Consider the following 19710-nt stretch of genomic DNA (forward strand, 5'->3'; position numbering starts at 1 on the left):
GCCCCCAGCCGAGCAATGGGATCACCGCCAGCAACAGCCACCAACCCGGCGCGGGGGGCCAGAAGCCGATGGCCGGCGGGGCGATCAGCGGTTGCAGTTGGTCAAGGCTGCTCATTGCTTTTTAACCGGACGTTGCGGGTTAAGGTATTCACGCAGCTGCTCGACCATTTCGCTTTGGGTGCTCAAGGGCATCAGCAGGATGCGCAGTTTTTGCGCGAGCAATTCCCAGCGGGCGATACGCGCTTCAGCCTGGGCCTTGTAGGCCTGGCGCAAGTCGAAATTCAGCGTGTCGAGCTCCAGTTGCGCGCCGCGTTGCGCAAACCGCAGCAGCCCGGCGGCGGGCAGGGCGTGGTCCAGCGGGTCGGAGATCGGCAACAGCAGCAGGTCGCAATGGCGTGACAGCAGGCTCAGCTGTTGTTCGGCGCCTTCGGTCAGCGCGCGCTCATCGCAGATCACAATCACCAGGCTGCCAGGGCGCAGCACCTCACGGCCACGGCGCAAGGCCATGCCCAGGGCATCGGCCTCGGGGCGGGTTTCGGTGTTCAGGCTGTGGTTGACGCGCACCAGGCGGTTGAGCAGTTGCAGCAGGCTTTGCTTGCTGCGCCTTGGCTTGATTTCGTAGTGCTCGTTATCGCCGAACACCAGCCCGCCGACACGGTCATTGTGCCCAAGCGCCGCCCAGCCGATCAGGCTGGCCGCCTGCGCCGCCAGCACCGACTTGAACATCTGCCCGGAGCCGAAAAACAGCCGGCAGCTTTGCTCGACCATGATGAAAATCGGCCGCTCGCGTTCTTCGTGGAACAGTTTGGTGTGTGGCTCCTGGGTGCGCGCCGTGACGCGCCAGTCGATGGTGCGCACATCGTCGCCGGCCTGGTACACGCGCACCTGGTCGAAGTCGACACCGCGCCCGCGCAGCTTGGAATGGTGCAGGCCCATCAGCGGGCTGCGCTGGCTCGGCGTGGAAAACAGCTGCACTTCGCGCACGCGGTGGCGCATCTCAATCAGCTCGCTGAGTGTGACGCGGACTCCATCGCTGGCGTTCATCGACTTCAAGCGACGGCAACGACGTCGAGAATGCGTTGCACCACGCGGTCCTGGTCGATCCCGGCCGCTTCGGCCTCGAACGACAGAATGATGCGATGGCGCAGCACGTCAAACAGCACGGCCTGGATGTCTTCGGGGCTGACAAAGTCGCGCCCGGCCAGCCAGGCGTGGGCCCGCGCGCAGCGGTCGAGGGCGATGGAGCCGCGCGGGCTGGCACCGTAGGCGATCCACTCGGCCATTTCCGCGTCGAACTTGGCCGGGGTGCGCGTGGCCATGACCAGTTGCACCAGGTATTCCTCCACCGCGTCGGCCATGTACAGGCCGAGGATTTCCTTGCGTGCGGCGAAGATCGCCTGCTGGCTGACACGCCGTTCGGGCTTGGTTTCGCCATTGAGCGCTTCGCCGCGCGCTTGTTGCAGGATGCGCCGCTCGACGGCGGCGTCCGGGAAGCCGATCTTGACGTGCATCAGGAAACGGTCGAGCTGGGCTTCGGGCAGCGGGTAGGTGCCTTCCTGCTCGATGGGGTTCTGCGTGGCCATCACCAGAAACAGCGGCGACAGGTCGTAGGTGCTGCGACCCACGCTGACCTGGCGCTCGGCCATGGCCTCCAGCAGCGCCGACTGCACCTTGGCCGGCGCACGGTTGATTTCGTCGGCCAGCACCAGGTTATGGAAGATCGGCCCTTGCTGGAACACGAAGCTGCCGGTTTCCGGGCGGTAGATCTCGGTGCCGGTGATGTCGGCGGGCAGCAGGTCGGGGGTGAACTGAATGCGATGGAACTGCGCTTCGATGCCTTCGGCCAGCTCTTTGATCGCTTTGGTCTTGGCCAGCCCTGGCGCGCCTTCGACCAGCATATGGCCGTCGGCGAGCAGGGCGATCAGCAGGCGATCGATGAGTTTTTCCTGGCCGAGAATCTGCGTAGAAAGAAAGGTTCGCAGCGCAAGCAGCGCTTCACGATGTTCCATCGATGACGGTTCCTGGAAAGATGAGCCCGCACGTCATGTAACGAACGCCGGGCCGGGGCGCCTACTTTAATGCATCGCGGGGTGCAGCGACTAACGGCGTGCTGGGTATTTTTCGGAAACTTGTAGGAAATTTGTATGAGAGTACGGTCAATGTGGGAAGGGGCTTGCCCCCGATGGCAGCCGGTCTGTCACAGAGGTATCGACTGACACTGCGCTATCGGGGGCAAGCCCCCTCCCACATTTGATTGCTGGTGCAGCTTAAATTCGGAAGAAGGTGCCGGTGCCCTTGAGGATGTTCTGCAAGGTTTCTTCCACTTCGGCCAGGTCCGACGCGGCAGTGGTGTGGTGGATCTGCAGCTGGTCCTTGCCGCCCAGCGCGTCGGCATCGCCTGCCGCCAGCTCGATCAGCAGCGCCGTATCACCCAGGGTGACCTTCAACCCATCCAGCGTAGAGGGCGCGTAATCCCAGGTCAGCTCGACTTCATCTTCGTCCGGGTAGCGGGTGAGCATGAACATCTCGCCGTTTTTGCCGTGGCAGCAAAGCATGGCCATGTTGTCTTCTTCGTCGTCGCACGGGGTGGCCATCAGTGCGTCGGTTTGCAGTTGCAGCATGGGAAATCCTGTCTGGGGGAGGGCGTCGCAGGCGGCAATTGTGCCATTGCGGCGAATTTTGTGCTGCATCCTGTGTCAGACCCAGTGCATGACCTGACGGGCAATACCGGTCATTTTCGGTACTCGCGGGCTTGAAATTCGCTGGTTTTCCTGCGGGAGAATCCGGGTTGCCCTGGTCGCAACCTCAAGCCTGCGTACCGATGTCCGAATATGTCGCAGCGCTGCAAGCAGCTGACTTCCTACACTCGTTAAGCTGCGCAACGGATGTGCCCTGTGCCGGGAGTCTGACCTGCCCGTCGTACCGTCATCCGGCACGGCGCACCTCTTATGGAAGTTGTATGTGACCTCATTGTCTTGTCCAGCTTCACCCACCTGTCACCCTGATTCGTTTATGGTGCTTATTTATCAGTACCGACGAACAGCGCTGACGGTCTCCCCGCAAGGGGATAACACGCGACGCTTCCATCAATAACAAGCCCAAGCGGAGTACCACAGATGGCGTTCTTCACCGCAGCCAGCAAGGCCGACTTCCAGCATCAACTGCAAGCGGCACTGGCGCAGCACATCAGTGAACAGGCACTGCCACAAGTGGCGCTGTTCGCTGAGCAATTCTTCGGCATTATTTCCCTGGACGAACTGACCCAACGGCGCCTTTCCGACCTGGCCGGTTGCACCCTGTCTGCCTGGCGCCTGCTTGAGCGCTTTGATCACACCCAACCGCAAGTGCGGGTCTACAACCCCGATTACGAACGTCATGGCTGGCAGTCGACCCACACCGCGGTCGAAGTGCTGCACCACGACCTGCCCTTCCTGGTCGACTCGGTCCGCACCGAGCTGAACCGCCGCGGCTACAGCATCCACACCCTGCAAACCACCGTGCTCAGCGTGCGCCGTGGCAAAAAGGGCGAATTGCTCGAAATCCTGCCCAAAGGCACCCAGGGCGAAGGTATCCAGCAAGAATCGCTGATGTACCTGGAAATCGACCGCTGCGCCAACGCCGCCGAACTCAACGTGCTGAGCAAAGAGCTTGAGCAGGTACTCGGCGAAGTGCGCGTGGCCGTGGCCGATTTCGAACCGATGAAGGCCAAGGTCCAGGACCTGCTGGCCGGTATCGACGCCAGCCCGTTCAGCATCGACGGCGAAGAAAAAGCCGAGATCAAGAATTTCCTCGAATGGCTGGTGGGCAACCACTTCACCTTTCTCGGCTATGAAGAATTCGTGGTACGTGACGAGGCCGACGGCGGCCATATCGAATATGACGCCAGCTCCTTCCTCGGTCTGACCAAGCTGCTGCGCGCCGGCCTCACCGCCGACGACCTGCGCATCGAAGACTACGCCGTGGCCTACCTGCGTGAACCGACCGTGCTGTCGTTCGCCAAGGCTGCGCACCCAAGCCGCGTGCACCGCCCGGCCTACCCGGACTACGTGTCGATCCGTGAGATCAGCGCCGACGGCAAGGTCATCAAGGAACACCGCTTCATGGGCCTCTACACCTCGTCGGTGTACGGCGAAAGTGTGCGCGTGATCCCTTACATCCGCCGCAAGGTGGCAGAAATCGAACGCCGCTCGGGCTTCCAGCCCAAGGCGCATTTGGGCAAAGAGCTTGCCCAGGTGGTTGAAGTGCTGCCGCGTGACGACCTGTTCCAGACCCCGGTCGACGAGCTGTTCACCACCGTGATGTCGATTGTGCAGATCCAGGAACGCAACAAGATCCGCGTGTTCCTGCGCAAAGACCCGTACGGTCGCTTCTGCTACTGCCTGGCCTACGTGCCGCGCGACATCTATTCCACCGAAGTGCGCCAGAAGATCCAGCAAGTGCTGATGGATCGCCTGAAAGCCTCGGACTGCGAGTTCTGGACCTTCTTCTCCGAGTCCGTACTGGCGCGTGTGCAGCTGATTCTGCGGGTCGACCCGAAGAACCGCCTGGACATCGACCCGCTGCAACTGGAAAAAGAAGTGGTACAGGCCTGCCGCAGCTGGCAGGACGACTATTCCAGCCTGGTGGTCGAAAGCTTCGGCGAAGCCCACGGCACCAACGTGCTGGCCGACTTCCCGAAAGGCTTCCCGGCCGGCTACCGCGAGCGTTTTGCTGCGCATTCGGCCGTGGTCGACATGCAGCACCTCAACAGCCTGACCGAAGCCAACCCGCTGGTGATGAGTTTCTATCAGCCGCTGGGCCAGGTGTCCGGCCAGCGCGAGTTGCATTGCAAGCTGTATCACGCCGACACGCCGCTGGCGCTGTCCGACGTGCTGCCGATCCTGGAAAACCTCGGCCTGCGCGTGCTGGGTGAATTCCCGTACCGCCTGCGCCATGCCAATGGCCGTGAGTTCTGGATCCATGACTTTGCGTTCATCGCCGCCGAAGGCGTGAACCTGGATATCCAGCAGCTCAACGACACCCTGCAGGACGCGTTTGTGCATATCGTGCACGGCGACGCCGAAAACGATGCGTTCAACCGCCTGGTGCTCACCGCCGGCCTGCCGTGGCGCGACGTGGCGCTGCTGCGTGCCTATGCGCGTTACCTGAAGCAGATCCGCCTGGGCTTCGACCTGGGTTACATCGCCAGCACCCTGAACAACCACACCGACATCGCCCGCGAGTTGACCCGGTTGTTCAAGACCCGCTTCTACCTGGCGCGCAAGCTCACCGCCGACGACCTGGAAGACAAGCAGCAACGCCTGGAGCAAGCGATCCTCACCGCCCTGGACGACGTTCAGGTGCTCAACGAAGACCGCATCCTGCGTCGCTACCTGGACCTGATCAAGGCTACCCTGCGCACCAACTTCTACCAGACCGACGCCAACGGCCAGAACAAATCGTACTTCAGCTTCAAGTTCAACCCGCATGCCATTCCAGAATTGCCGAAGCCGGTGCCGAAGTTTGAAATCTTCGTCTACTCGCCACGGGTCGAAGGCGTGCACCTGCGCTTCGGCAACGTCGCGCGTGGCGGCCTGCGCTGGTCCGACCGTGAAGAAGACTTCCGTACCGAAGTGTTGGGCCTGGTAAAAGCCCAGCAAGTGAAGAACTCGGTGATCGTGCCTGTGGGCGCCAAGGGCGGCTTCCTGCCGCGTCGGCTGCCATTGGGCGGCACCCGCGACGAGATCGCGGCCGAGGGCATCGCCTGCTACCGTATCTTCATTTCCGGCCTGTTGGACATCACCGACAACCTCAAAGACGGCGCCCTGGTGCCACCGGTCAACGTGGTGCGCCATGACGACGATGACCCGTACCTGGTAGTGGCGGCGGACAAGGGCACTGCGACCTTCTCCGACATCGCCAACGGTATCGCCATCGACTACGGCTTCTGGCTCGGCGACGCGTTCGCTTCCGGTGGTTCCGCCGGTTACGACCACAAGAAAATGGGCATCACCGCCAAGGGCGCGTGGGTCGGTGTGCAGCGTCACTTCCGTGAGCGCGGCATCAACGTGCAGGAAGACAGCATCACCGTGGTCGGCGTCGGCGACATGGCCGGCGACGTGTTCGGTAACGGCTTGCTCATGTCCGACAAGCTGCAACTGGTCGCGGCCTTCAACCACTTGCATATCTTCATCGATCCAAACCCGAACCCGGCGACCAGCTTTGTTGAGCGCCAGCGCCTGTTCGACTTGCCGCGTTCGGCCTGGACCGACTACGACACCAGCATCATGTCCGAAGGCGGCGGTATCTTCTCGCGCAGCGCGAAGAGCATTGCCATCTCGCCACAGATGAAAGAACGCTTCGACATCCAGGCCGACAAGCTGACCCCGACCGAACTGCTGAACGCCTTGCTCAAGGCGCCGGTGGACCTGTTGTGGAACGGCGGTATCGGTACGTACGTCAAGGCCAGCACCGAAAGCCACGCCGACGTGGGCGACAAGGCCAACGACGCGCTGCGCGTGAACGGCAACGAGCTGCGCTGCAAGGTGGTGGGCGAGGGCGGTAACCTCGGCATGACCCAGCTGGGTCGTGTGGAATTCGGCCTCAATGGCGGCGGTTCCAACACCGACTTCATCGACAACGCCGGTGGCGTGGACTGCTCCGACCACGAAGTGAACATCAAGATCCTGCTCAACGAAGTGGTGCAGGCCGGCGACATGACCGACAAGCAACGCAACCAGTTGCTGGCGAGCATGACCGACGAAGTCGGCAACCTGGTGTTGGGCAACAACTACAAGCAAACCCAGGCTTTGTCCCTGGCCGCTCGCAAAGCTTATGAGCGTGCCGCCGAGTACAAGCGCCTGATGAGTGACCTGGAAGGCCGTGGCAAGCTGGACCGCGCCATCGAGTACCTGCCGACCGAGGAGCAGCTTTCCGAGCGTGCCTCTGCCGGCAAGGGCCTGACGCGTCCGGAGCTGTCGGTGTTGATCTCGTACAGCAAGATCGACCTCAAGGAAGCGCTGCTCAAGTCGCTGGTACCGGATGACGAGTACCTGACCCGTGACATGGAGACCGCGTTCCCACCGAGCCTGGTCGCCAAGTTCGGCGAGGCCATGCGTCGTCACCGCCTCAAGCGCGAGATCGTCAGCACCCAGATCGCCAACGACCTGGTCAACCACATGGGCATCACTTTCGTTCAACGACTCAAAGAGTCGACCGGCATGAGCCCGGCGAACGTGGCCGGCGCTTATGTGATCGTGCGTGACATCTTCCACCTCCCGCACTGGTTCCGTCAGATCGAAGCCCTGGACCACCAGGTCTCCGCCGAGGTGCAACTGGCGTTGATGGACGAGCTGATGCGCCTGGGCCGCCGTGCTACGCGCTGGTTCCTGCGCAGCCGTCGCAACGAGCAGGATGCTGGCCGTGACACCGCGCATTTCGGTCCGCACCTGGCAGCGTTGGGCCTCAAGCTCGACGAACTGCTGGAAGGCCCGACCCGCGAAGGCTGGCAGACCCGCTACCAGGCCTACACCGAAGCCGGTGTGCCGGAGTTGCTGGCGCGCATGGTTGCAGGCACCACCCACCTGTACACCTTGCTGCCGATCATCGAAGCCGCCGACGTGACCGGGCATGACGCCGCAGAAGTGGCCAAGGCCTACTTCGCGGTCGGCAGCGCGCTCGAGCTGCCGTGGTACCTGCAGCAGATCAGTGACTTGCCGGTGGCCAACAACTGGCAGGCCGCGGCTCGCGAAGCCTTCCGTGACGACGTGGACTGGCAGCAGCGCGCGATCACCATTTCGGTCCTGCAAATGGCCGACGCGCCACACGACATGGAAGCCCGCGTGGCCCTGTGGCTTGAGCAGCACCAGGACATGGCGGATCGCTGGCGCGCCATGATGGTGGAAATCCGTGCTGCGGTCGGCACGGACTACGCCATGTATGCGGTTGCCAACCGTGAACTGCTGGACTTGGCGTTGAGCGGTCAGTCGGTGCTGCAACCGGCTTGATCGAGCGGTAATACAAAAGCCCCCGTCTCCTGAGATACGGGGGCTTTTTTGTGGGCGTCGAAAAGGCCTTGGGTCAGCGCTTGGTGGCGGCGCCCAGGCAGGGCTGGAGGACTTCCTTCAAACCTTGGTTGTTGCTGGGTATTGAGAAAGTCGCGGTCAATCGCTTGCCGCCCTCCTCGGCGGGGGCCAGCGACAGTGTCAGCGTGCGGCCCCGTGCGGCGTCGCTGGCCAAGTAGGCCAGTTCATCGCGTGGGAGAGGGGTGATCGCGTTGAGTGCGAAGATCGTACCGATCTGGAACACGCCGCCGTGCGTCCAGATGCCATTGACCCGCAGATCGACGCCGCTGCGTTTGCCGGCGGTGATGCGCAACGGGCCCTCTGCCGTGGCATCCTTGCCTTCGAATTCATCACTGTCGAAGCCCAGCGACTTGGGCGCAATCAGCAGTGTCAGAGCCGCTTGCGGATTCTGCGGGTGACAGCCGATAACCAGGCCCGCCTTGGCGTGATAATCGCCGTAGGCACTGTCGCCAAACACACTGGCGGTCAGCCCGGAGCCGTCGTCATTCGGCCGCTCGACCAACCACACGGGCAGTGCCGGGCTGATGATTTGAGTGTCGGCAGCTGCAGCTTGAGCCTGCTGTGCAAACGCAGCGCAGGCGGGAAGAAAAATGTTAGCGGACACTGCGATTGCAAGTGCCTGAAGGGGCCGGACCATAGCGGTATTCATTCTCGTACCAGACTTTCTGAAGGGGGCGCGCGCTCACAGGGCGTGAGCGTCGGTGTCATCCAAAAACGTCAGTGGACCCGAGGGGGGAATTGGTTCCTTGCGCGCGGTGCGCCGTTCAGTTGCTTGAAATGCCCGCGTCGCGACTCACCAGCTTGGCTTCAAGGTGGTCCAGGTGCTGGGTCATCAACCCGATTGCGGCGATGGGATTGCCTTGCTCGACCGCATCGACAATCGCCACGTGCTCCTGCCAGGCGCAATAGGTGCAGGCTTGTGCCTCGTATTGGGCGATGATCAACGACGTCAACGGCACCAGGCTATTGAGGAATTGCGCCAGGGGTGCGTTGCCGGCGATGGCCGCCAGGTGCAGGTGGAATTCCCCCGACAGGCGAATCGCCGGCCCACGCTGGTCGCGCTCGATGCACTCGCGCTCGCGTGTAATCAGCTCGCGCAGTTGGCGAATCTGCACGGGCGTGGCCAGCGTGCAGGCCAGCTGCACCACGGTGATTTCAGTCAGGCGCCGGGCTTCGAGGATTTGCCGGGTCTGCTGCGCATCCGGCGCCGCGACTTGGGCGCGCTGGTTGGGGCGCAGGATGATCACTTGCTGATGGGAGAGCTTGGCCAGGACCCGGCGAATCACGCTGCGGCTCACGCCAAAGGTCTCGCCCAGGCCTTCTTCGGTAAAGCGGCTGGACGGGGCAATGCGCTGCTCGAGGATGGCGTCGAACAGCCGCGGGTAGATGTCATCCACCGTGGGCTTTTTGCCCGCCACCAGGCGCAGGGCGGGGAGGATGGGGTCGCGTTGCAGGGCGTGGGCGTTCATGGCCGGTCTCCAAAAATTCAACTGCCGAGGTGGTCGTCCGGGATGTTCAGGCGAATGCCCATGCGCAGGCCTTCCTGGAGGATGTGCCGACGCATTTCGGCACTGGCCAGGGCGCTGTTCTTGTTGCGGATGGCGCGCACCACGGCGTCGTTTTCCTGCAGGCGTTCCGCCAGGTGTTCGGGTGAATTGCGCAGAACCTGGGCGCTTTGCTTGAGGGCGTTGCTGGTTTGTTGCACCACGTTCTGGAAGATCGGGTTGGAGGTGAGGGCGAACAGTTCCTCGTGGAAGTCGATGTAGGCGTTCATGCCCGCTTCGGCGTCACCGGCGTCCAGGGCTTCGCGCATGTCCATCAGGGTCAGGCGCAATTGCCCGACTTCCTTGCTGCTGATCGACTGCGCGACCAGGCCGACGATAAACGGCTCGAGGGTGTAGCGCAGTTGCAGGATGTCTTCCAGGCTGGCGTCGGCCACGGCGTCATTGGCCTGCGGTTCGCTGACATCGGTTTCCAATACCACCACGCCCTTGCCGGGCATGGAACGCACCAGGCCGAGGGTTTCCAGCACGATCACCGCTTCACGCAGGCTGGGGCGGCTGATGCCCATCTGCTCGGCCAGTTCGCGCTGGCCGGGGAGCATTTCGCCACGCCGCCACTGGCCGCGGGCCAGGGCGGCGCGGAGTTTTTCTACGACTGAATTGACGACGGTTGAGGTGCTGATCACGTCGATGGCTCCTTGGTGTTGCGAATACGGTAGTGAATTCAACGAAGATCTACTGTGGGAGCTGGCTTGGACTTGTGTTGCCCTAGAACTCCTGATGCGCCGGCAACACCGGTTTCTTGGTCTGGAAGGCGTAGCCTTGCTGGCCGTCGAGGACCTTGTTGGCGCGCTGGATATCGATGTCTTTTTCCCAGCGCGCAATGGCCACGGTGGCGACACAGTTGCCGATCAGGTTGGTCAAGGCGCGGCCGATGCCCATGAACCAGTCCACCGCCAATACCAGCACCAGGCCAACCACCGGGATCGCCGGAATGGCGGTGAGTGTTGCCGCCAGAATCACCAGCGCGGAACCGGGAATCCCGTGGGCGCCCTTGGAGGTGATCAGCGACACCAGCAGGATGGTCAGCAGGTCGGTCATCGACAGCGGCGTGCCGGTGGCGTTGGCGATAAACACAATGGCCAGGGTCAGGTAAATCGAGAAACCGTCGAGGTTGAACGAGTAACCCGTGGGAATCACCAGGCCCACGGTGGAGCTGCCAATGCCCAGGTGCTCCAGCTTGCGCATGATTTGCGGCAGCACCGCGTCGGACGAGGCGGTGCCCATCACGATCAGCAGTTCTTCGCGCAGGTATTTGAGCAGCGGCAGCATGCGCAGGCCCGACAGGCGCATCACCAGGCCAAGGATCAGCCCGACAAAGGCAAAGCAGGTCAGGTAAAACAGGCCGACCAGGCTCCCCAGGTGTTGCAGCGAGTCCAGGCCATAGGTGCTGGTGGTAAAGGCGATGGCGCCAAACACGCCGATCGGCGCCAGGCGCACGATCATGCCCATGATGCGGAAAATCACATGGCTGAGCTCGTTGATCAGGCGTGAGATACCCGACGCCGCTTCACCCACCAGGTTCAGCGCGCTGCCGAACAGCACCGAAAACAGCAGCACTTGCAGCACGTTGTTGTCGGCAAACGCGCCGATCACCGAGTTGGGGATCAGGTCCATCAGGAACTGGCTGGTGCCCTTGATGTGCTGGCCACGGTCGGCCAGTTCATTCAGGCCGGCGGAAGAGAGCTGTTCCAGGTGGATATTGGCGCCGGTGCCGATGCCGGTGCTGAACGCCATGATCAGGCCGATCACCAGCGCGACGGTGGTCAGCACTTCGAAGTAGATCACCGACTTGAGGCCGATGCGCCCGACTTTCTTCAGGTCGCCGGCACCGGAAATGCCGCTGACCACCACGCAGAATACGATCAGGCCGATCAGCATCTTGATCAGCTTGATAAAGCCGTCACCCAGGGGTTTGAGTTGCGAGGAGAATTCGGGAAGGGCCAGGCCGCAGGCGATGCCGAGCATCAGGCCAATCACGACTTGCAGGAAAATCGAACGCGAGCACCATCTGAGCATGGGAGGGATCTCTATTCGGTGCCCTGGTGGTTCCAGGGCTTAATTGTTGTGGTCTTACCGGTAAGTCCAGTGCGCGGCCAGTCTACGCCGGGTTTTTTTGAAATAACAAGTCATTCTTCGGCGGTTGACAGGTCCCGGTCTGACCAGTTGGTCGGCGAGGGCGATGCTTGAGCGGTTGGCGGGCCGGAATTTTTTTCGCTTATCATCCGCCGCTGGGTAGAGGAGGTGATGGATGGATAAACCAGGACTGCGCACTGACGACACCGGCCAGACCCACTGCGCCTGGCGCACGGCTGCGCCCGAATACCCGCGTTACCACGATGCTGAGTGGGGCGTGCCGGTGGCGGACGATATCCAGCTGTACGAGAAGATTTGCCTGGAAGGCTTCCAGGCCGGTTTGGCGTGGATCACCATTTTGCGCAAGCGCGAGCAGTTTCGAGCCGCGTTCGACGGCTTTGATTTTCGCCGGGTGGCGCAGTACGGCGCGGCGGATATTGAACGCTTGATGCAGGACCCGGGCATCGTGCGCAATCGTGCCAAGATCGTTTCGGCGGTCAACAACGCGCGCAGAGCCTGCGAACTGGTGGATGAAACCGGCTCGCTGGCGCAATGGTTGTGGGCGTTTGAGCCCGGCGCAGAGGAGCGCCCGGCAGTGGTGGACCTGGCTTACTGGACCGGTAACCCGACAGCCCCGGCGTCGGTGCGATTATCCAAGGCGCTTAAGAAACGAGGCTGGACGTTTGTTGGCCCGACCACGATGTATGCGCTGATGCAGGCCATGGGCATGGTCAATGATCACCTTGACGGCTGCGCGTGCCGCGAGCGGATCGAAGACCTGCGCCGCCAGTTCAAACGCCCCTGAATCCCAGGCAAACCAAGAGCCAAATGTGGGAGGGGGCAAGCCCCCTCCCACACTGATTGTGTGGTGAGGCTTATTTGTGTGGCAGCGGCGTCAGCACCTCGGCTTTGTCATCCAGCACCATCACCACCAGCAGTTTGGCCGGTTGCGTCTGGCTGGCATTGCTCGATTCGAAGTGCCGCGAACCGGCCGGTTCGTAGAATGATTCGCCGACCTGGTAGGTCCTCGCCTGTTCGTCATTCACCCGCGAGGTGATCGCGCCTTCCAGCACGTAAGCCACGGCTGTGCCGGTGTGGCTGTGGGGCACCGTGGCCTGGCCGGGTGCGTAGTCCACGGTGAGCATGATGGTTTTCTTGCCGGGCACGTTGGTCAGGGCGTGCGCTTGCAGCACCTTGGTCGATTCCTGGTTGTACACCGGTTCATGGGCAAAGGCGCTGAGCGAGGCAAGCATCAGGGTAGTGGCGAGCAGGCGTTTCATGGTGGGGTTTCCGAGTAGTTCGAGACCGCTTCACCCTACGCCTGGGGTCGGGCTCAACCAATGACCAATCCGCTGGAAAAACCGCTAGCCAATGTGCTCGAGAATATCGCGCACCTTGTCCAGCGCCGGGTCGATGTCGAGGGTCTCGATGGCGCCGAAACCGATGATCAGGCCCGCGCGCACCGGTGCGTCGTGAAAGAACACATCCAGGGGATACAGTCCCACTTCCACCTGGCGCGCCAGCTGGATCAGCAGCGGGATGTTCACCGGCACCTTGCACAACGCCGCCAGGTGAAACCCGGCCACCGTCGGCACCGCTTCGAACCACGGCGACAGGTCCCCCGCGAGGCGTTGCAGAATGCGCTCGCGGCGCCCGGCGTACACCGTGTGGCAGCGGCGGATATGCTTGAGCAAATAGCCTTCGCTGATGAACTTGGCCAGCGCCCACTGCGGCAGCGTGGAGCTGTGCTGGTCGGTCAATTGCTTGGCCTTGAGCACCGCGCCGTGGATCGCCGGTGGCAGCACTGCATAGCCCAGCCGCAGCTCAGGCAGCAGGGTTTTCGAGAAGGTCCCGACGTAGGTCACCACGCCCCGGGTGTCCATGCTTTGCAGGGAGTCGGTGGGCCGGCCTTCGTAGCGGAACTCGCTGTCGTAGTCGTCCTCGATGATGATCGCGCCCAGCTCGAACGCGCGGGCCAGCAAGGCCTCGCGGCGTGGCAGGCTCATGGGCATGCCGAGGGGGAATTGGTGCGACGGTGTGACGTAGATCAGCCGCGTGCCCGCCGGGATCTGCTCGACCTGGATGCCCTGGGCGTCCACCGGCACACTCGCGACGTTCGCGCCCATGGCTTGGAACAGCTGGCGCGCGGGGCTGTAGCCGGGGTCTTCCATGGCGACGATGCTGCCCGGTTCGAGCACCACGCGCGCGATCAGGTCGAGGGCCTGCTGCGCGCCATTGGTGACCACGATATCGCTGTCGCGGCAGTTGACCCCGCGCGAGAACGCAATGTGCCCGGCAATGGCGCTGCGCAGTGCCGGCAACCCTTCGGGCTGGCTGTAGAACCCGCTGTTTTGCGCAATCCGCCGCAGTGCATCCAGGGTGCAGCGGCGCCATTCATCCTGGGGGAACTGGTAGCGGCTGGTGGCGCCGCCGATAAATTCGTAGCGCAAGGTGCTGTCGCGGGTCGGGTGGCGCATCGGCGAGGGCAGTGTGGCCCACCTGGCCAGGCTGGCGGCGCAGGCCAGTTCGGTGGCGGTTTGCACGCGTTCGGCCTGGTGCGCGCGGGCATTGACGAAGGTGCCGCGCCCGGTCTTGCCGACCAACAGGCCTTCGTACGTCAGGGTGGCGTAGGTGTCGGACACGGTCTTGCGTGACACGCCCAATTGTTCGGCCAGCAAGCGGCTGGGCGGCAGTTGCGCGCCGGCGGCCAGGCGCCCGGAGCCGATGGCGTCACGCAACTGCTGGTACAACTGTTCGGCCAGATCCTTGCGGCCGTTGATCACCACGTGCAGTTCCATGTTTTATCCTGATGCATTCGATCTGCGCCAAGACTACTCGCTCGCACGGCGCGCTCAAAATGGTCTGTGCGTAAACCGCCGAATTGGCTATAGGGCTTATGCCTCAAGGGTTCTAGGCTGGGTTGTCATTTTGAGAGCCGCCTTATGGAACCTCGCCTGGATTACTACACCGCCTCGCCGCAAGCGCTCAAGGGCATGCTGATGCTCGAAGCCACGACCTTTGGCCTGTCCATCGAGCAACCCTTGCTGGCGCTGATCAAGATCCGCGTGTCGCAGCTCAACCACTGCGGGTTCTGCACCGATATGCATTCGATGGCGGCGCATCAGCGCGGCGAGACCGAGCGGCGGCTGTTCGCCCTGTGCGTATGGCGCGACTCGCCGTTTTTCACCGCGCGGGAGAAGGCCGCATTGGCCTGGAGCGAGTCGGTGGCGACCCTGCCGACTTCAAGTGTTTCAGATGAGCTGTTCGCGGCAGTGCGCGAGGCGTTCAGCGAGCAGGAACTGGTCGACCTGACCATGGCGGTGTCCAGCATCAGTGGCTGGAACCGCCTGGCGGTGAGCTTTCGGCAGCAACCGCCGAATGCATGATCAGGGCATGCAATCAGGGCATGCAGTCAGGACATGCAGTCAGGACAGAAAACCGCCGTCCACATTCAGCGACACACCCGTGGTGTAGCTGGACGCATCGCTGGCCAGGAACAACACCGCGCCGGCCATCTCGCTGGGGTCGGCCACGCGCTTGAGCGGGATCTGCGCCAGGGCCATTTTCAGGATCGCGTCGTTTTTCACCAGTGCCGAGGCGAACTTGGTGTCGGTCAGGCCCGGCAGCAGGGCGTTGCAACGAATGCCGAACTCGGCGCATTCCTTGGCGAACACCTTGGTCATGTTGATCACGGCGGCCTTGGTCACCGAGTAGATGCCCTGGAACACGCCGGGCGAAATACCGTTGATCGACGCCACGTTGATAATGCTGCCGCTGCCGTTTTCGCGCATCAGCTTGCCGGCCTCTACCGACATGAAGAAGTAGCCGCGAATGTTCACGTCGACGGTCTTCTGGAAGGCGCCGAGGTCGGTGTCCAGCACGTTGCAGAACTGCGGGTTGGTCGCGGCGTTATTCACCAGGATGTCGAGGCGCCCGAACTGCTCGCGAATCCCGGCAAACACCTGGGTGATCTGCTCCATCTCACCGATGTGGCAGGCCACGGCGGTGGCTTTGCCGCCGTCGGCGATGATCGCATCCGCCACGTGCTGGCAGCCTTCGAGCTTGCGGCTGGAGACGATCACGTGGGCGCCTTGCTGGGCCAGCAACTTGGCGATGGCCTCGCCGATGCCACGGCTGGCGCCGGAGACAAACGCGATCTTGCCGTCGAGGTCGAACAGGTTGGTCTTGGACATAGCAATTCCTTAGAGGGATGATTTGCCGATGACATTCAGGCTCATCTGCTCCAGCAGCTTGTTCATCTGGATGAACTGCGCAAAGCGTTTGTCCTGGGTCTGGCCATGGAAGAAACGGTAGTAGATCTGCTGCACAATGCCGGCCAGGCGGAACAGGCCGTAGGTGTAGTAAAAGTCGAAATTGTCGATCTGGAGGCCGGAGCGCTCGGCGTAGTAATCGACGAACTCGCGGCGCGTGAGCATGCCGGGGGCGTTGCTCGGCTGGCGGCGCATCAGTTGCACCGGCGCGGGGTCGTCGGCTTCGATCCAGTAGGCGAGGGTGTTGCCCAGGTCCATCAGCGGGTCGCCGAGGGTGGTCAGCTCCCAGTCCAGCACGCCGATGATCTGCATCGGGTTGTGCGGGTCGAGGATCACGTTATCGAAGCGGTAGTCGTTGTGCACGATGCTTGAGGTCGGGTGGTCGGCGGGCATCTTGTCGTTGAGCCACGCGCGCACCGTCTCCCAGCTCGGGGCGTCGGGGGTCAGGGCTTTTTCGTAGCGGTCGCTCCAGCCGCGAATCTGGCGCTGCACGTACCCCTCGGGCTTGCCCAGGTCGGCCAGGCCGCAGGCGTTGTAGTCCACCTGGTGCAGTTCGACGAACTTGTCGATAAAGCTTTTGCACAGTGCTTCGGTCTTGGTTGCGTCCAGGCCCAGCTCGGCGGGCAGGTCGGAGCGCAGGATGATGCCGTTGACGCGTTCCATCACGTAGAACTCGGCGCCGATCACCGACTCGTCGGTGCAATGCACGTAGGCCTTGGGGCAATACGGAAAGCCGTGTTTGAGCTGGTTGAGAATGCGGAATTCGCGGCCCATGTCGTGGGCGGACTTGGCCTTGTGGCCAAAGGGCGGGCGGCGCAGGACGAATTCCTGGCCGGGGTATTCCAGCAAGTAGGTCAGGTTCGACGCGCCACCGGGGAACTGGCTGATGCTGGGCGTGCCGCTCAGGCCTGGGATATGGGCCTTGAGGTAGGGATCGATCAGGCCGGCATCAAGTTCTTCGCCAGGGCGGATCTGGGTCGATTGGTCGTTCAGCGCCATGCTTATCCCTTCTGCTTATTCTAAAGGCCTTGGACTATTTCCTAATCTAATGCGCGCAGCCGCCCAGCGACAAGGTCGGGGCGGCTTAATAGGTTAGCGTGTTGAAGGGTGATCAGCGTGCCTGATCGGTCATTTTTCAGGCGTGGGCAAGGTGACTGGCGTGAGCACCGGACGGCCGGCAAAGTATTCCACCAGGTTGTCGGCCACCCGCTGCACGGTGTCGTGGGCGGCCTCGGGCGACAGGCCGGCGACGTGCGAGGTGAGCACGGTGTTGCTCAGGTGCTTGAGGGCGTCGGGCACTTTGGGCTCGTCGTCGAACACGTCCAGCGCTGCGCCGCCGATACGCCGTTGTTCCAGCGCCGCGACCAGGTCGGCGGTGACCACCACGCTGCCGCGACCGATGTTTACCAGGTAACCGTTTGGGCCCAGGGCGTCCAACGCATTACGATCGATCAGGTGGCGGGTGCCGGCGCCACCGGGTGTGGCCAGGACCAGGAAGTCCGAGGTGCGCGCCAGCTCCACCGCCGTGGCGCAGTAGGTGTAATCCACGTCATCGCGGGGCTGGCGGTTGTGGTAGCTGACTTGCATGCCAAAGCCGAGCGCAGCGCGCTTGGCGATTTCCAGGCCGACCGCGCCTAGCCCGAGAATGCCCAGCTGTTTGCCGCCCAGGGACGGGCGCATCACTTTCGGCCACTCGTTACGGCGGACCGCCGCGTCGGTCTGCGGGATGCCGCGCACCAGCGACAGCAGCAGCGCCATCGCGTGGTCAGCCACCGACGGCGCGTTCACCCCGGCGCCATTGGTCACCACTATCCCCCGGTTGCTCGCCGCCTGCAGGTCCACATGCTCGTAGCCGGCGCCGATCACGCAGATGATTTCCAGCAGTGGCAGGGCGGCGATTTCCTCGGCATACAAACCCAGCGGGCCACGGGTCAGCACGGCCTTGATCTGGCCGCCATGGGCCTTGATGGCCTGGGCACGCTCGGCGGGCGTCGGCGCGAGGATCACATGGAAATCATTGCTCTCGATGATTTGCAGGTATTCGTTGATGGTTTCAACCAGGACCAGAACAGTGGTGGTCATCGGAACGCTCTTCCTGAAGGGTTAGAGGGCATGAGTATGCGGGATATTTGTGCGGGTATGTACTGTGCCCGCGGCGCTGGAGCCCGCTGAATCCGTCGCCTATACCCGCCCTTGAGCGGCTGCACCGGTCAACCGCTCCTCAGCTAAGTCTTTGCTTATTCACGAGAATCCCGGACAATCTCGCCCCTTCTATGGTCGGGGCGCTGCCTGTCAGGTTTTTCTGACTCGTCCCGGCTGTGTAAATGCGGAGATCCGACCGGATGAATGATCAGGCCAATAGCGTCGACGAACGCTATGCAACGACACCTGCAACCCTCACAAGCTGGAGCCGCCAGGACACCACCTGGATGCTTGGCCTGTTCGGCACCGCCATTGGCGCCGGCACCTTGTTTCTGCCCATCAACGCCGGCCTGGGCGGCTTCTGGCCTCTGGTAATCCTGGCGCTGCTGGCCTTCCCGATGACGTTTTTTGCCCACCGAGGCCTGACCCGTTTCGTACTGTCCGGTCGTGAAGGTTCCGACATCACCGACGTGGTTGAAGAGCATTTCGGCATCAAGGCCGGTGCATTGATCACGCTGCTGTACTTCTTTGCGATCTTCCCGATCCTGCTGATCTACAGCGTGGCGCTGACCAACACCGTCGGCAGCTTCATGGAGCACCAGTTGCACATCATGCCGCCGCCGCGGGCGATCCTGTCGCTGGTGCTGATCCTGGGCCTGCTGGCGGTGGTGCGTTGCGGTGAGCAAGTGATCGTCAAGGCCATGAGCCTGATGGTGTACCCGTTTATCGTCGCTTTGCTGTTCCTGGCGGTATACCTGATCCCGCACTGGAACGGCGGCATCCTCAGCACCGCCAGTGTGGTGCCGGCACCGTCCGCGCTGCTCAACACCCTGTGGCTGGCGATTCCAGTGATGGTGTTCTCGTTCAACCACTCGCCGATCATCTCGGCCTTTGCGGTGGACCAGAAGCGCCAGTACGGCGCCAACGCCGATCAGCGCAGCTCGCAGATCCTGTGCCGCGCGCACCTGTTGATGGTGGTGATGGTGTTGTTCTTTGTGTTCAGCTGCGTGCTGACGCTGTCGCCGGCGCAATTGGCCGAAGCGAAGGCGCAGAACCTGTCGATCCTGTCGTACCTGGCCAACCACTTCAACAACCCGACCATCGAGTTCGCGGCACCGCTGATTGCGTTCGTAGCGATTGCCAAGTCGTTCCTGGGCCATTACATCGGCGCCAGTGAAGGCCTCAAGGGCCTGGTGCTGAAAACCGGTCGTAGCCCGGCCGAGAAGACCCTGGACCGCATGACCGCCGCCTTCATGCTGGTGGTGTGCTGGATCGTGGCCACGCTCAACCCAAGCATCCTCGGCATGATCGAGACCCTGGGTGGGCCGGTGATCGCGTCGATCCTGTTCCTGATGCCGATGTACGCGATCCGCAAGGTGCCGGCCATGGCCAAGTATCGTGGGCAGGCGTCCAACGTGTTTGTCACGGCGGTGGGGTTGGTGGCGATTACGGCGCTGGTGTATTCGTTTATTGCTTGAGGCCTGATGCAGCCTTCAAAGGCTGCAACGATCAAAATGTGGGAGGGGGCTTGCCCCCGATGTCGGTGAATCAGTTACTGAAGATGTTGACTGAACCAACGCCATCGGGGGCAAGCCC

General features: G+C 62.6%; 17 protein-coding genes. 4 read left to right on the plus strand and 13 right to left on the minus strand.

Annotated elements, in window-relative coordinates; genetic code table 11:
• The 4 genes from WBR57_RS02450 to WBR57_RS02465 form a co-directional block, all read right to left on the minus strand.
• Nucleotides 1–115: DUF4381 domain-containing protein (locus tag WBR57_RS02450; RefSeq protein WP_424081818.1), on the minus strand; the 115-nt coding region annotated here is incomplete at its 3' end.
• The gene (locus WBR57_RS02455; RefSeq protein ID WP_424081789.1) at nt 112–1044 is read right to left on the minus strand and encodes a DUF58 domain-containing protein; all 933 of its coding nucleotides are present in this window, start codon (nt 1042–1044) and stop codon (nt 112–114) included. The genes WBR57_RS02455 and WBR57_RS02450, both read right to left, overlap by 4 nt.
• A gap of 5 nt (nt 1045–1049) precedes the next feature.
• A complete protein-coding gene (locus WBR57_RS02460; protein ID WP_034106117.1) occupies nt 1050–2009 on the minus strand; it encodes an AAA family ATPase in 960 nt (319 codons plus the stop codon).
• 258 nt (nt 2010–2267) lie between these two features.
• Entirely contained in the window at nt 2268–2621 is a 354-nt protein-coding gene (locus WBR57_RS02465; RefSeq protein WP_424081792.1) for a hypothetical protein, read from the minus strand.
• Nucleotides 2622–3116: 495 nt separating this feature from the next.
• Here WBR57_RS02465 and WBR57_RS02470 point away from each other — a divergent pair, with 495 nt between their 5' ends.
• Nucleotides 3117–7985, plus strand: coding sequence for an NAD-glutamate dehydrogenase (locus tag WBR57_RS02470; RefSeq protein ID WP_424081794.1), 4869 nt, complete (start codon nt 3117–3119; stop codon nt 7983–7985).
• 73 nt (nt 7986–8058) lie between these two features.
• Here the strand turns inward: WBR57_RS02470 and WBR57_RS02475 are convergent, their stop codons facing one another.
• From WBR57_RS02475 to WBR57_RS02490, 4 genes are all read right to left on the minus strand, one after another.
• Complete coding sequence (locus WBR57_RS02475) at nt 8059–8667, minus strand: hypothetical protein (RefSeq protein WP_424081796.1); 609 nt, start codon at nt 8665–8667, stop codon at nt 8059–8061.
• A 160-nt stretch (nt 8668–8827) separates the two neighbouring features.
• A complete protein-coding gene (locus WBR57_RS02480) occupies nt 8828–9532 on the minus strand; it encodes a GntR family transcriptional regulator (protein WP_424081798.1) in 705 nt (234 codons plus the stop codon).
• A 17-nt stretch (nt 9533–9549) separates the two neighbouring features.
• Nucleotides 9550–10251, minus strand: coding sequence for a FadR/GntR family transcriptional regulator (locus WBR57_RS02485; RefSeq protein WP_424081800.1), 702 nt, complete (start codon nt 10249–10251; stop codon nt 9550–9552).
• Between the two features lie 82 nt (nt 10252–10333).
• Nucleotides 10334–11659: a C4-dicarboxylate transporter DctA gene (locus WBR57_RS02490; protein WP_424081820.1), complete on the minus strand. Its 1326-nt coding sequence runs from the start codon at nt 11657–11659 to the stop codon at nt 10334–10336.
• A gap of 217 nt (nt 11660–11876) precedes the next feature.
• Here WBR57_RS02490 and WBR57_RS02495 point away from each other — a divergent pair, with 217 nt between their 5' ends.
• Complete coding sequence (locus WBR57_RS02495; RefSeq protein WP_424081802.1) at nt 11877–12506, plus strand: DNA-3-methyladenine glycosylase I; 630 nt, start codon at nt 11877–11879, stop codon at nt 12504–12506.
• Nucleotides 12507–12576: 70 nt separating this feature from the next.
• Here WBR57_RS02495 and WBR57_RS02500 read toward each other — a convergent pair whose 3' ends face one another.
• On the minus strand, nt 12577–12981 hold the full coding sequence (locus WBR57_RS02500) for a cupin domain-containing protein (RefSeq protein WP_424081804.1): 405 nt from the start codon (nt 12979–12981) through the stop codon (nt 12577–12579).
• An 84-nt stretch (nt 12982–13065) separates the two neighbouring features.
• Entirely contained in the window at nt 13066–14499 is a 1434-nt protein-coding gene (locus WBR57_RS02505; RefSeq protein WP_424081806.1) for a PLP-dependent aminotransferase family protein, read from the minus strand.
• A 144-nt stretch (nt 14500–14643) separates the two neighbouring features.
• Between WBR57_RS02505 and WBR57_RS02510 the strand changes: the two genes are divergently transcribed.
• Nucleotides 14644–15087, plus strand: coding sequence for a carboxymuconolactone decarboxylase family protein (locus tag WBR57_RS02510; protein ID WP_424081808.1), 444 nt, complete (start codon nt 14644–14646; stop codon nt 15085–15087).
• 39 nt (nt 15088–15126) lie between these two features.
• Here the strand turns inward: WBR57_RS02510 and WBR57_RS02515 are convergent, their stop codons facing one another.
• The 3 genes from WBR57_RS02515 to WBR57_RS02525 form a co-directional block, all read right to left on the minus strand.
• Entirely contained in the window at nt 15127–15894 is a 768-nt protein-coding gene (locus tag WBR57_RS02515; RefSeq protein ID WP_424081810.1) for an SDR family oxidoreductase, read from the minus strand.
• 9 nt (nt 15895–15903) lie between these two features.
• A complete protein-coding gene (locus tag WBR57_RS02520; protein ID WP_424081812.1) occupies nt 15904–16971 on the minus strand; it encodes a phosphotransferase family protein in 1068 nt (355 codons plus the stop codon).
• Between the two features lie 129 nt (nt 16972–17100).
• Nucleotides 17101–18054 (minus strand): 2-hydroxyacid dehydrogenase, encoded by a 954-nt coding sequence (locus WBR57_RS02525; RefSeq protein WP_424081814.1) that lies wholly within the window; start codon nt 18052–18054, stop codon nt 17101–17103.
• A 260-nt stretch (nt 18055–18314) separates the two neighbouring features.
• Between WBR57_RS02525 and WBR57_RS02530 the strand changes: the two genes are divergently transcribed.
• Nucleotides 18315–19592, plus strand: coding sequence for a serine/threonine transporter (locus tag WBR57_RS02530; protein ID WP_424081816.1), 1278 nt, complete (start codon nt 18315–18317; stop codon nt 19590–19592).
• The last annotated feature ends 118 nt before the right edge of the window (nt 19593–19710 follow it).

This window comes from Pseudomonas sp., from assembly GCF_049590575.1.
In the GTDB taxonomy this organism is placed as follows: domain Bacteria; phylum Pseudomonadota; class Gammaproteobacteria; order Pseudomonadales; family Pseudomonadaceae; genus Aquipseudomonas.